The organism is Trichocoleus sp. FACHB-40 (assembly GCF_014695915.1).
Taxonomy (GTDB): Bacteria; Cyanobacteriota; Cyanobacteriia; order Cyanobacteriales; family FACHB-T130; genus Funiculus; species Funiculus sociatus.
On the sequence record NZ_JACJPF010000084.1, the window covers coordinates 52,787 to 66,373 of the forward strand.

The window sequence follows — 13,587 nt, forward strand, 5'->3', positions numbered from 1 at the left end:
TTGCTGCTGCGCGATCGCTCTCAATTCTCGAATTCGCAGACACGCTCTAAATATCAAGAATCACCATTGCCGTCCAGCCGTCATCTGTTTTTCCAGTTAAAACTGGTGTAAAGTAACCGCTTTGACATCTACTGGCTGTTGATGGCGATCGCGATCGCCATCAACAACAATCGCGCGTTTCTCACTACGAGGTGACGTAGCTAGAGCCTTTAATTTGCTTGCCTGCTTGTCGCAACTGGCGTGTCAGTTGCAGGTTCAGTAATACCAGTATTAGTCCCAGACACGTAATTAGCAGAAAAGCGTTCTCCTGGTTTAGTAAGAAAGCGAAGGGAAAGACAATAGACAGCGACAGCATCGCCAATGGAGCGAAATTGCCAATTCCCAGTAATACAAAAATAGTTGGGGGCAATAAAATTGTTGCCCCCAACGTACCTGCTGCCCAGAACGCCCGTTGCTGAGTTCGCATGAATAACAGCAGTTGGGCTAGGCTTGCGTAAATTACCATTAAGCCAGCCTCCAGAGTAAGACCGAACAACGCCCCAGTTCTGCTCTCATTTACTTTCATAGCAGCACCTATACCAGTAGCTGATTGTGCAGGGGACAGTAAAATAAACAAAGCCAAGGGGATGATCACAATCACTACATTCACAGCGATCGCTACTACTGCCGGACTTTTTTCACCCCAAATTAAATCCTTTACCAACGAGCTATCAGCGAATCTCTTGCTATTAGAACCCCTCTTGGGTTGAGCGCGTAGCCAATCCTGTAGAGTTTGGCGATGAGGCGTCACAGCAGCAATTAAACAGAGGTATAGCAACAGATTCAACAAGGATAGCGACAAGAGGTTTTCTGACAGCGGCGTAGCGTAAACGCTACGATTTTCTATGGAGTTGTAATTGGCACATCCTAGAGTCAAAACTGTAAAGCAAGCAGTTAACAAATAACTTTGCTGCTTGCTTAACATAGTGGCATTGGGTTCACGAAAGCAACGCTGCCAAGCCTGCCAAATAAACCAAGTCAAAATGCTGTAATTCAACAGCACAAAACCGACGGCAGTTAAAACACTGTCGCCCAATGGTAAGCTAAACCACTTAAACCCTTCTAACCCTGTGGCAAACGATTCATTAAAAGAACTGGCAGACAAATGTGGGATTAGACAAAAAGGGTTAAGCAGCTTCAGCCAAGTCGTTGAATTATAGTAACTGGTCGTACTTATTCCCTTAGTTAGCATTAGTAAAGCCAGAACCGTACCACTGCCTAACCAACCTTGAAAACCGCCTAGCCAAGAACTGACAATGCCATATAGCAACGCAGCACTGTAAAAGAAAATACAGCTACCAACGAGAACCCCATAGAAACTCAAAATTTGTCCCAAAGCAATTTTGGCGGCAAGTCCAGCCCACAAATGGAAAGGAACTGCAACGACGGCTACCAGATAAATCAAAATTGGAACCCCCAGCAGTTTTCCCGTCAAAATACCCGCAGTAGAGTGAGGGCTGAGGCGAGTAAAATTCAGGGTGCCGCGACGTTGTTCAGTAGCCAAATCACTAATTAGCAAATAGGTTCCTGCTAGTAACAGGATTAAGATGCCAATAATGCTCAGGGATATAAATCGGTCTAGTGACCATAATTGCGAGTTGATAATCAAATTGCCCAATCCATCCGGCAGACATAGCGGTTCCTTACTATTAGGGAGGGGCTTGCCCGTGCAATATTTATTGTAGATATCCGCAATTCGGTTAACAGAATTCGGCAGCTGGGTTTGAAAATACATGAATATTCCAATTTGACCCAGCACAGAGATAACACTTGCCAACAGAATGTTGCGAGGTTTAAGACGCCCTTTGAGTTCCCGCAACAGTTGGGGATTCCAGTTACCCAGCGGTTCTATCAAATTGTGCATTATGGGAAAAATCTCCTCTTGAAAGGATGTTTATAAATACCCACTGCGATTGGAAGGATAAAGGTATCCTGTAAGTTATGGATATACAGACGAAAGACGAAATCTGCCTTCGCAGGTTTCCAAACTTGGGTTTTTGGTGAGTCGGCGTTAGCGTAGCGTGCCGTAGGCTAGAGAGACTTAACTTGTGTAATATTTTTCCCTGTCAGAGTATTTAAATCGAATGTCACTGACTTAAAGGATAATTAGTCATTCTTTGAAAAACTACAGAGTAGGGGCAATTCATGCGCCCCTACAAACAACCTATGTTCCACTCGATAGAGAACTGCTATCTTCGCTGCAATCTTAAAATATCCGCATCGGCATTTACAATTTGCAAAGCCTTTTTGCAGACACGCGCTAAATATCAAGGATTACCATTGCTGTCCAACCGTCATCGGTTTTTTCTAATTGGAACTGGTGTAAAGTAACCGCCTTGACATCTACTCGCTGCTGATGGCGATCGCTATCTAGCTTTTCTCCCTTCGTAATCGCACTTAGCTGATGCACTCTATCTTTCTCGGATATCTCAACCTGTTGCGCTCTCAGCAGTAGCAACTCGCTGTCTTTGTAGTAGATGAATTCTTGCAGGAAATTAAACAGCAACATATCCAATTCATCGTTTTCTAAGCTGAAGGTGCGCGTCTCGGTTAGCGCGATCGCATCCAGATTATCAATCATCACGTTCATGGTTGCATCACCCGCCGCGATGAAAAGCTCCTCTAAATCCTTTCCCCAGGCGTGAAAAGCAATATCAGCAGTGGCAACATCTTCAAGAAACTCGTAAGGCATAGGACTATTGCTCACACGACTTTAACTGACTAATAATTTCTTCCTTGCGATCGCTTACCTGTTTGCCGATAAAAACTAGCTCCGTTCCCTCTTGTTCAAATGGCTCCAGATCCCAACGTCCAGCCACGAAATTAAATAGATAGTTTCCTTCAGGAAATCGTACAAAACCTTTCGCCCGGTAAACATCTGTCCCAAGTGAGTCGGCAAATTCTCCAAAACATTGCCGATCGAAAGTGGCAGGACTTGTCGTGCTAAATGATTCAAATTCAAGTTGGTGAACGTGATGAGGTTGCGGTTGAACTCGCTCTCGACCAATCCCAAATAGCAAATCTGGGTCTACTTGGCATCGCTTAGTATGCAAAATTGAGGCGACTTCGTTGAAGGAGCGCAATTTATCTTCTATCGCCTTTAACTCGCTTTCAGAAACCAAATCAACTTTGTTCAGAAGGAGGGTGTCTGCTGCTTCAATTTGTATCCTACTGGTATGTCCTACCGACGGATATTTCACCATTGCATCTGCATCGATAACCGTGACAACCCCATCCAGTCGCACCTTGGTTAAGCTTTCTTGAATATCGAAAACCAGCGCATCTGGTTCTGCAACTCCAGTTGTCTCCACCACAATATTATCGGGGTCAACGCTATCAATGATTTCATTAACAGCAGCTTCAAACTCTCCTAGCAGCGAACAGCAGACGCAACCACCACCCAGATCCGCCATTTGGACATTTTTGCCTTGAATGATTTTAGTATCGATACCAATTTCGCCAAATTCATTCATCAAAATGGCAATCTTTTTAGGAAAGGAGTCGAGAATGTGACGAAGCAGAGTTGTTTTTCCGCTTCCGAGTGGCCCCGTAATGACTGTAAGTGGCGTGCGTACCTGCATAAACTATCCCTTTGATGGAACTGCACTGCGATGATTGAAGAAATTCCAGCGAGAATACATTTACTTCCGGCTAAAGGCTCCCCCTACGTCGCAGACTAGCCGGAATACAAGAGTGCTGTTGTGTCTCTGTGCATCAGGCGATCGCGCAAATGTTAAATTTACTTCATCCTTTGATATTTCCAATCGGTGTCAACCGCACCACCTTTTTACTAATCCCCGCTAACTCCGCCGCTTCAATCACATCATCAATGTCTTTGTAAGCCGCACCCGCTTCTTCTGCTAGTCCAGACATTGAGGTACTGCGGACATAAATACCCTTCTTCTGCATATCTTTCAAGAGTGTTTCTCCCTTCCAAGCTTTTCGCGCCTTGGTACGACTCATTGTGCGTCCGCTTCCGTGTGCAGTGCTGAAGAAAGTTTGGTCGCCAGTGGGTACGCCGACTAATAAATAAGATCCGGTTTCCATACTGCCGCCAATAATAACTGGCTGACCAATGTTCTTGTAGCGTTCCGGAATATCTGCCATTCCCGGTGCGAAAGCGCGAGTTGCACCTTTACGATGGACGAGGAGCGATCGCTTTTTCCCATCCACAACATGACTCTCTAGCTTGGCGGTATTATGGGCGACATCATAAACCATGTGCATCCCCAAGTCTTCCGCCGAACGTTCAAAGATTTCCGAAAATACTTCGCGAATGCGATGCAGAATCACCTGACGATTGGCATAAGACATATTGATGCCACATTTCATCGCAGCGAAATAGGCTTGTCCTTCCGGAGAATCAAAGGGCGCACAAGCTAATTCTCGATCAAGTATTTTAATTCCATACTTGCTATCCATTACCTTTAAAAATCTTTGCAGATAGTCAGTTGCCACCTGATGACCAAACCCACGACTACCACAGTGGAACATCACCACCACCTGATCCGGCATGGTAATTCCCATCGTCTTGGCTAACTCTGGATCGAAAATATCTTGCTTTCGAGCAACTTGAATTTCTAAATAATGATTGCCAGATCCTAGAGTTCCAATTTGATTGAAACCCCGGTCAATTGCCTTATCACTAATCTTTGCAGAATCAGCACCTTTAATGCAGCCGTTTTCTTCAATGAGTTCTAAATCTTCTTCCCAACCATAGCCATTATTAACGCACCACTGAGCGCCTTGTTCGACCACTTTGCGAAAGTCATTCCGCGATAATTTTACAAAGCCACTGCTTCCCACTCCAGCCGGAACCCTTTCGTAGAGCTTATCTACCAGCTTCTTGATATAAGGTTTGACTTCATGGTAGGTCAGGTTTGTAACCATCAAGCGCATTCCACAATTGATATCAAAACCGATACCGCCAGGGGAAATCACGCCCCCCTTTTCCACATCCATCGCCGCCACGCCACCAATGGGAAAACCATAGCCAAAGTGTCCGTCGGGCATACACAAAGCATATTTTGTTATCCCTGGCAGCGTCGCGACATTCGTAACTTGGTCGTAAACCGCTTCATCTAATTCGGAAATTATCTTCTCTGTCCCATAAATCCGGGCGGGAACGCGCATCCCATCCTTGTAGGAAACCGGAATTTCCCATACTGTGTCAGAAATTTGTTCTAAAAATTCCTTAATAGGCATCTCGGTTTTACTCCTAAAAGGTGATGTGAAAAATAGAAGCGACCGTCTCAAACCGTATCGTTTCCAGGCTCTACCTGAGCAAGAGCTTTTGGAAGTTCTGGCTGCCCATTATTTAGAGCGGGGAAAGAGATGAGTGGTAGGAGCGATCGCATATTCCCCACCAATAGAAACAGTAAAAGTCCTTGCACCACTAGCAGGTTAGTGACTAAAAAGAACGTCGCTTCCTCAATCGGCAACCCAAACGGCTTAAATCCAGTGCTATAAATCTCCGAAATGCTCCAAATGCCCTGTCCGATGGCAATGCGGTCGGCTATCCACAGGTAAACTGTCGGGATCAAAGTGCCAATCAACCAAGCGTCTTTTCTCGCCCAGAGTTGCTTTGCTCCAACTGCCCACTGTAGCGCCAGTATGGGGCCTGCCCAAGCTAAAATTAGCCCCATGTACACAGTCTTATCCGACTGCAACATGAAAGCTCCCGCAATGCTGAGAACTATCCAAAAAACAAAGCCAGATGCTCGCAGCCAAGGAGAAACCTCCTGCTGTGCTGGCTCAGTTGTGAGAGGAAACACCCAATAGAACCAAAGACCCGTCAGGAGTGGCTGAAGTATGAAGAACAAATATTCTTCAACAGGTACGTAGCCAATCGTACCCATTACGCGACCCGCGCCGTAGTTCCACACATCGCGCCAAACCAGGTAGTTGTCCCACGGGGTGGTGTAGATTGTTGCAACCAGTGCAATTAGCGGTAGCCCCAACCAAGCCCTAACTCCTCCCATACCAGCTAGTGGCTGCCGTTGAAGCCATGCCAGTAGGAGGATCGGTGGCAGGATAAAGACAAGGTGAAACGCCAAATAGGTCATTGTTGCTGGTTATGTTCTAGACGTTAATGATGCCGAAGTAAAAGCCAGCAAAAAGCAAAAGAAGCAGCAGCGTAATTAGGGTAATGCTGATACGAAATGGCTTTGGGGGCAAGTCTTCAGAGGTGATTACACTATCCCGTTGTACCTGAGTAATTGGATCAGAGTTCTTGTTTTCCGGTTTTACCAGATCCCGTGCTGTATTTGTATTGCCGTGTGTCGGTTCCATTGGCGGTTCTATTTGCGTCCTACATAACTCTTCTGCTATCTATCTTCGAGAAACTGCTCTTGGGCTACCTCGTTCTTAAGAACTACCTTAGCGTGGAGGGTATTTATGCCAGAGGAGTTAGCCTTGCGTGAAGTTAAGTTGTTATTATAAATACAGAAATTTTCAGGCAAGAGATTTAAAAGCATTTTTATATGGAAGAGTTAGGAGTTGTTACAGAGGCAATTTATCGTATTTGATGCTTTTGGTAATTGGGTTTCGGTACTTAACCTACGCTAATTTTCCGTAGTCTAGTTTTATCGTTTTATCTGCTAGATGAAAATAGCGATCGTCGTGGCTAATTACCAGTATACTTTTACCTTTATTTTTAAGTTCTGGTAAAAGTTGTTTGTAGAAGATTTCCCTAAAGAAAGGGTCTTGATCTGATGCCCATTCATCGAATAGGTAAATCGGACGGTCTTCCAAGTAAGCGGTGAGGAGAGCAAGACGCTTACGCTGTCCTTGGGAAAGGTCTGTGGTGGAAAGTACGCCATTTTTTATCTGGACTTTATGCTCTAACTGAAGTTGTCTTAAATACTCTTGGGCTTGGCTATCGAGGTTATTAATATTAATCCCTAAAATGCGCTCAAATAAATAAAAATCTGAAAAGACTGTGGCGAATAGCTGACGATAAGATTCTCTATTATTATCAGTAATTTGTTCTCCATTCAGATGAATTTCCCCGGATTCGGGAATGTATAAACCAGCAATAATTTTAGCAAGGGTGGACTTACCACTACCATTACCGCCAACAATAAAAACCAGTTCGCCTGGATGAAAAGTTAGGCTAATTGGGCCAAGGGTAAAATTACTTTCTTCCTGTTCTCTACGATAAGTATGACTGATTTGGATGAGTTCTACACTTTTGAAAAATGGCTGTGGGTCAGGTTGAAATTTGGGGATATTTTCGGAACGGCTGGCTAAAGATAAGCCTAAAGTATCAATTTTTTGTAAAGCAACACTGGCTTGGCTGAGTCCGGGCAGTATTTGTAAGATGCTCTGAATCGGCCGCATTATAAAGGTAAGGGTGAGGACATATCCGGATAGAACGGATGTGTTGATTGTTGTAAGTTGGGGAAGACCAAATACTAATAAGCCAAGAAGGATGAAAAAGAGAAGGTCGCCAAAACTAGAAGCGATCGCTAAAATCCTTAAACTGGTGACTCTGTAATCTCGTGACAATGCAGCAGTGACTTGGAGTTCTTCGGTGAGGAAGGCTTCGCGGCGACGAACGTTTAGTTTGAGTTCTTTAATTCCATCTGTGATGGCGCGAAAGTGCTTGAATAGCCGATCCTGTTCGTCACGAGCAAGTTTTAGAAGACGATCGGCTTTAGATAATAGAAATTGAACGCTACCAATGGCGACAACTAAAAATACTACCGTTATTAGCAATACTACCCAGGAAAGCGAGCCTAAATAAACTAAACAACCGAAAATTATGGCAATGTCAATGCAAAGGAAAGGAATGTTGAACACTGCAATAGAGATTGCTTGTATATCTTCTGTTAATGTTGCTAAAATCCGGTTCGCTCCTAGTTCTTCTAGGTGACGCAAGGGGCATGATAAAATTAAACCGCTCAAGTGCAGCCGTAGTTTATAAACCGCTTCTTGCGATAAACTGACCAGCAAAAATCCGGAGATTAAGCTAGTTACAAGGGTGACGATTGCTAATCCCACAAAACCCCAGAGTAGTTGATTTGTGGATGTGTTGTTGCTGCTGAGGGCGTTGTTGATCGAGGCGATGAGGAAAGCACTACAAGCTCCACTGATGGAACCTGTAAAGGCTGCGATCGCTACTGTAACCCAAGACGCACGCAGAAGAAACCCGATTAGATTCATTTTTGTCTGACTTGTTGGGTGCGATACATCTCTAGGGACATGGCAATGCCATGTCCCTACGTGACTAAAATTTTGGATTCCATCCTCATACACAGCATACACACAACCAATCTGCAAAAAAAAACCAGCCACTCGCGTGGGCTGGTCAAGCTTGCTGTGTTGGGAGGAGGAAAACCTGATGCCAAGACGGAAAAGCGGCCCTTGCGATCGTTCCAAAAGCGAAGCTGCGTCTAGCATAATGACTTTCCTATGTAAATAAATGTAACATACTTACTAGGAAAATCGCAATTTTTCGTTACAAATTAGTACCAATTAATTGTTTTTTGTCAATCGTTGTCGTCTGTTTTACTTGATCGCAGACAACCGACGACTCTCCCCAAGTGTAGATTTATAGAAATTTAGATGCACAAAAACCTGAGATATTTACTAGCCGCGCCAAATAATGTAAATTCCCCAAGCCGCAGATGCACAAGCCAAAATCGTTGACCAGATAGGATGGTAGGAGCGAGTGGTTATACCGCTTTGCGATCGCAGAGTTTCCAAATCGATCCAGGGAGTCGCCCCCCGACGAAACCAGCCGATGGCAGTGACAGGAAGGTTTACCAGGTCGCCGGGACGAGATGAGGGTAAAAGATTGCCAATTGGGCCTAGCTGGGAGCAATGGTGTAATTTGATTAAACCCGTGTCGGTTTGCAAGATTAAATCCTGTCCCAGCCAATTGCTCATACCTCGCCGCCCTAAGAGTTTTCCTTGCATACGTACTGGGTTACTATCCACAGGGAGAGTGGCGGTACTGGCGTAGAGTTTTGGCAGGTTGGGATCTTGCAAGTTGCCTGGTTTGATATCCGGGAAAAAGGCATTAATCCGCAAAATGGTGCCAAGGCCAAAACCTATCGGTAAGCAACCAATAAGAATAGTCCAGTAATCGTCCAGCATCCAGACGAGTTGTCGGATTCCGAAGAAACTACCAATCCAACCCAGCAGCCAAAATAAACATCCCAAGGCTAAACCGAACAAGATGCCAAAAAAGGGCGCACCTTGTAAGAGGAGTTTGGAGTTTGGAGTTCTTAGCTTCGTTTTTGGAGTTTTGAGTGAGGGTATTTGAGTGAAGTTTAGTTCTGTTTCTAGCTTCCAGTGACGGGCGTAGAGGGATATTAAGTACAAGCGATCGCCTATTAAAGGATGAGAATTATTAATCGTCATCCACTGACGAGACGGGTTGAGACAATCCCATTGCAGAACTGATTCAAAGCTAGTAAGAGGCGTGACACTACCTAAAGCGATCGCCTGTCGGTGTCCCACTGGCATCAGTAAGTCGAAGCTTTCTAAAAGCCAGCTAGTTGATTGATTTTGTTGGACATCAGCGGCAATGCCAATGGCAATTTTAAGTAAAGCACGGGTAAGTCCATTGGGGTTGCCAGTGATATCTGTCGCTACGCGATCGCTATAATTAAATCGCGATCGGGACAACCACAAAGCTAAAGCGCGAGTTAGCCAAAATAAGCCGTAACTCAAAGCCGAAATAACCGCCGCAGGTATTTTTAGTACAAGGCTTTGAGTTCTGTCCCCCCAACGCGCTACTTGCCAATAAACTATGTAAGCAAGTTGTGCGACTAAGACGACGAGGGAAATTACTCCCAAATTCGCTCCCAACGGCAAACACGCTAAGGCAATCCACCAACAATTAAACGCCCAATCGGGGTTTCCTAACAAGTAGAAAAAGCCGCCGATTAGAAACATCCCAAATGCGATCGCAATTCCTACCAACCTATTTTGGACAATATGCCCCAATTCGCCTGCATAAATGGCGGCAATTTCCTCCTCTGCCAGTTGATCTAATAACCCTTGACTAACTACGATGCGGGCAGTTTGGGGTAAATTTCCATAAGTCAGTGCAACTGGAGCGCTACTAGGTAATATCTTTAAAGTTGGCAACTTTAAGCGCTTTTGTCCGCAATAGCGCGGTAGCATTTTAGCTGCCTCTGGGCTGAATTTAGACAGCGTAGAAAGAGACAGGGGTTGGATGCCATAAAAGTTCTTGAGTATAAGATCCAGTATCCAAGGCGACAGACACCCAAGCACCAGTAAAACTATTACTACAACCCCGGTTGGTTGTTCGTAAAAAGCTTGGATAGGTTGCAAAAAGGGAATATTGAGCAAGAAGTTGTTCGTCGCCGTCATCACGAACTGAAGTAAAAGCGAAATCGCCCAAAATAAAGCGATCGCAGCTCCAGCCTGAAGCAACCACAAACGCTCTTGTTGTACTGCTTTCATAGCCTTCCATCCTTGGGCGCGTCCAGCTTGCTTCCATTGTAAAGACGCAGGCGATCGCGTCTGTTCAACAGGCAATTCATCCGCATCTTTACTGGTGTTATCAGTTAAAGGTGTCTCAGAAATTGCCGCCGCTAAGAGTGGTTTATTCTCGTTCCCATCTGGCCGGGAAGGAGATCGGGGAGACTCTGCTTGTGTATTCCTCTTTACTGCCTTTTGTACAGGCGCACTTACGTCTTTTTTATCAGGTTGGGATGTGTCCGTTGGTGTCGCTGTTGCAGTTGTTTGTAAAGGGACATCAGCAATATTAGAACCCCTCCCCGTGCGGGTTTGTGGGGATGGGGTTTCGTTGAGAGGGACAAACCCCGTGACATCGGACACTGGTGGTGGTTCTAGCGCTGGCGTTGTTTCGTTGAGAGGGGCAAAGCCAGTGACATCTGCCGTTTCCGGTGAAGGTTCAGACGCTGATGGTGGTTCTAGCGCTGGCGTTATTTCGTTGAGAGGGGCAAACCCAGTCACATCTACCGTTTCCGGTGAAGGTTCAGATTTTGGGGGCGGTTCAGGATAACGTTGATCCAACTTAGCTTTGATAGGCTCCGCCCAGCTTTTAACTTTGGGATATTTGCTTTGACTGAGGGTGACACAAAGCGATCGCGCTTTCTCAATTTTGCCAGTGCGTTCGTAAGCAACCACCAGCCCCATCTGAGCGCGGACGACTGACTTTGAACTGAGATCAACTTCGCAGACACCTTCAAGGTGAGCGATCGCATCTTGGTAATTTCCCTGTTTCAGGGCTGTTAGGCCATCGTCCAGAGATGGGTCAGGTAGAGAAGCCATAAAAATTCTTTCACTCGGCGTCCTTCCAAGATACCCATACTTCCGCTCTCAATTATCAAAATTTGGGATTTTGCCTCGCCCAAAATCTTTCCTATATCCGTAGCATCTTGGCTACATTTGTATCATTTATTTTCTCCCTCTGGACTTGCAGGGAGACAGGGTGGTTTCATACAACCCTTAGAAAATTGCGACATTTTGTAGGGGCATTGCCATGCCCCTACCGCACAAATTATCCTTACCTTACAACTCCACTGGTTGTTGTCCCGCAACTACAGGCGCTGCGACATTCAACTTCAGCTCTGGGTGATCTGCTTGCACCTGCTGACAATTCCATTCATTTCGGAATAACAGCACCGGACGACCCCAACTGTCCTTCACCGTGACAGTGTTGAACAATCGCCCAACTTTTTGCAACGCTTCCCAACCACCATCAACCCAACGCGCCACACTATAAGGTAACAATTCCAACAAAGTCTCAACGCCGTACTCATTCTGCATCCGGAACTGCACCACTTCAAATTGCAGTTGTCCCACTGCTGCCAGAATTGGGTCGCGTTTGGCATCATCGGCCGAGTACATGATTTGTACAGCGCCCTCTTCCCGCAATTCGGAAACGCCTTTGTGGAATTGTTTGAACTTAGAAGGGTTGGGATTTTTCAGATAAGCGAAGATTTCCGGCGAGAAGCAGGGAATCCCTTCATATTCCAGCTTTTGACCCGTATAAATTGTGTCACCAATCGCAAATACGCCGGGATTGTTCAAACCAATCACATCGCCGGGATAGGCTTCTTCAATTGATTCTCTGTCTTGGGCAAATAGTTTTTGGGGACGAGACAGACGAACAGCTTTGCCAGTACGGGCATGATTTACCGTCATATCTTTTTCAAACTTACCAGTACAGACGCGCACAAAGGCAATGCGATCGCGATGCTTCGGGTCCATATTCGCCTGGAGTTTGAAGACAAAGCCAGAAAATTCTGGATAAGTCGGGGGAATTTCGCCGTTGGTGGAGTTGCGCGAACCCGGTTTCAAAGCATAATCCAGAAAGGCGTTTAAAAACGGCTCCACACCAAAGTTGGTCATGGCGCTACCAAAGAATACGGGTGTCATTTTGCCAGCGTGAACCAAATCTAAGTCAAGTTCTGACCCCACGCCTTCTATGAGTTCTAAATCGTCTTTGAGTTGGTAGTAAAGCTCTGGCTCTAAAAGTTCTTCAATCCGAGGATCGCCTAATTCTACAACGGTATCAATGGCTTCGCGCTTGCCGTGTTCGCTGCGCTCGAACAGGTGAATTTTTTTCTCTCGTCGGTCGTAGACACCTTTGAAGCGATCGCCCATCCCAATCGGCCAGTTTACCGCATATGTCTCCAACCCCAACTCCCGCTCGATTTCATCCAGCAGATCCAACGGTTCGCGTCCTGGTCTATCAAGTTTGTTTACAAAAGTAAAAGTCGGGAGATTTCGCATCCGACATACTTCAAACAGTTTCCGTGTCTGCGGTTCCAAACCCTTCGCCGCATCAATCAGCATCACCGCATTATCTGCTGCTGCCAAAGTGCGATAAGTATCTTCACTGAAGTCTTGGTGTCCGGGAGTGTCCAGCAAGTTAATCTGACAATTTTCATACTCAAACTGCAACACCGTCGAGGTAATCGAAATTCCCCGCTGTTGCTCCATTTCCATCCAGTCAGATGTTGCCTTTTTTTGCGCCCGTCGCGCCTTGACTGCTCCCGCCTCGTGAATTGCGCCTCCGTACAGCAAAAGCTTTTCAGTCAGCGTCGTTTTACCCGCGTCGGGGTGAGAAATAATCGCAAAGTTGCGCCGCCGCTCAACTGCTTGTTGTAATTCGGCTTTGATCGTCGTTTCTTGGAGATGTGAATCAGTTACCATTCTGATAATTTGTTCGTGGCTTTGCAAAAATAATAATTATCAAAGCTAATAATTATAAAGCTTAAAGTTTCCCTTTATATATTTACTATATCATGTAGGTGCCATTAACCACCTAAACTGCCTGTATTTTTAACGTTCTCAGGGATATTGCGATCGCTACTTTCCGTGTATTTTCGGATTAACAGCCCCGCTTTAATGAGCAAAATTAAAATGAATCCTATTACTGCACTTTAGGATCTTTAGCCGTCAGCAGTTATAACTAGGGCTACGGTCGATATTGGGCAATTCTTCTGAAGAGACCCTATCCACCCTCTACAAAAAAATGAATTACCCATGCAGCCCCAAACATTGGCTCGATACGGGTTCTTATTATCTGGGTAAAAG

9 protein-coding genes are annotated in these 13,587 nt (G+C 45.5%); all 9 read right to left on the bottom strand.

What is annotated here, in order from left to right; all coding sequences use genetic code 11:
• Window positions 1-184 precede the first annotated feature (184 nt).
• On the bottom strand, window positions 185-1,903 hold the full coding sequence (locus tag H6F63_RS19195; RefSeq protein ID WP_199298150.1) for a hypothetical protein: 1,719 nt from the start codon (window positions 1,901-1,903) through the stop codon (window positions 185-187).
• Window positions 1,904-2,299: 396 nt separating this feature from the next.
• On the bottom strand, window positions 2,300-2,731 hold the full coding sequence (locus H6F63_RS19200; protein ID WP_190639095.1) for an archease: 432 nt from the start codon (window positions 2,729-2,731) through the stop codon (window positions 2,300-2,302).
• Between the two features lie 4 nt (window positions 2,732-2,735).
• Window positions 2,736-3,620 (bottom strand): GTP-binding protein, encoded by an 885-nt coding sequence (locus tag H6F63_RS19205; RefSeq protein WP_190639096.1) that lies wholly within the window; start codon window positions 3,618-3,620, stop codon window positions 2,736-2,738.
• 163 nt (window positions 3,621-3,783) lie between these two features.
• Window positions 3,784-5,244, bottom strand: a complete 1,461-nt coding sequence (locus H6F63_RS19210) for an RtcB family protein (RefSeq protein ID WP_190639097.1) — start codon at window positions 5,242-5,244, stop codon at window positions 3,784-3,786.
• Between the two features lie 47 nt (window positions 5,245-5,291).
• Window positions 5,292-6,104, bottom strand: coding sequence for a lycopene cyclase domain-containing protein (locus H6F63_RS19215; protein WP_190639098.1), 813 nt, complete (start codon window positions 6,102-6,104; stop codon window positions 5,292-5,294).
• Window positions 6,105-6,120: 16 nt separating this feature from the next.
• Window positions 6,121-6,330: a hypothetical protein gene (locus tag H6F63_RS19220; RefSeq protein ID WP_190639099.1), complete on the bottom strand. Its 210-nt coding sequence runs from the start codon at window positions 6,328-6,330 to the stop codon at window positions 6,121-6,123.
• A gap of 267 nt (window positions 6,331-6,597) precedes the next feature.
• Window positions 6,598-8,205, bottom strand: a complete 1,608-nt coding sequence (locus H6F63_RS19225; RefSeq protein WP_190639136.1) for a cyclic peptide export ABC transporter — start codon at window positions 8,203-8,205, stop codon at window positions 6,598-6,600.
• A 426-nt stretch (window positions 8,206-8,631) separates the two neighbouring features.
• Window positions 8,632-11,313, bottom strand: a complete 2,682-nt coding sequence (locus H6F63_RS19230) for a zinc metalloprotease HtpX (protein WP_190639100.1) — start codon at window positions 11,311-11,313, stop codon at window positions 8,632-8,634.
• 240 nt (window positions 11,314-11,553) lie between these two features.
• The gene (locus H6F63_RS19235; protein WP_190422314.1) at window positions 11,554-13,203 is read right to left on the bottom strand and encodes a peptide chain release factor 3; all 1,650 of its coding nucleotides are present in this window, start codon (window positions 13,201-13,203) and stop codon (window positions 11,554-11,556) included.
• Window positions 13,204-13,587: the final 384 nt, after the last annotated feature.

Coding starts and splice junctions, on each gene's coding strand:
- H6F63_RS19195 (WP_199298150.1), bottom strand. CDS start 1,903: ATGCACAATTTGATAGAACCGCTGGGTAACTGGAATCCCCAACTGTTG.
- H6F63_RS19200 (WP_190639095.1), bottom strand. CDS start 2,731: ATGCCTTACGAGTTTCTTGAAGATGTTGCCACTGCTGATATTGCTTTT.
- H6F63_RS19205 (WP_190639096.1), bottom strand. CDS start 3,620: ATGCAGGTACGCACGCCACTTACAGTCATTACGGGGCCACTCGGAAGC.
- H6F63_RS19210 (WP_190639097.1), bottom strand. CDS start 5,244: ATGCCTATTAAGGAATTTTTAGAACAAATTTCTGACACAGTATGGGAA.
- H6F63_RS19215 (WP_190639098.1), bottom strand. CDS start 6,104: ATGACCTATTTGGCGTTTCACCTTGTCTTTATCCTGCCACCGATCCTC.
- H6F63_RS19220 (WP_190639099.1), bottom strand. CDS start 6,330: ATGGAACCGACACACGGCAATACAAATACAGCACGGGATCTGGTAAAA.
- H6F63_RS19225 (WP_190639136.1), bottom strand. CDS start 8,205: ATGAATCTAATCGGGTTTCTTCTGCGTGCGTCTTGGGTTACAGTAGCG.
- H6F63_RS19230 (WP_190639100.1), bottom strand. CDS start 11,313: ATGGCTTCTCTACCTGACCCATCTCTGGACGATGGCCTAACAGCCCTG.
- H6F63_RS19235 (WP_190422314.1), bottom strand. CDS start 13,203: ATGGTAACTGATTCACATCTCCAAGAAACGACGATCAAAGCCGAATTA.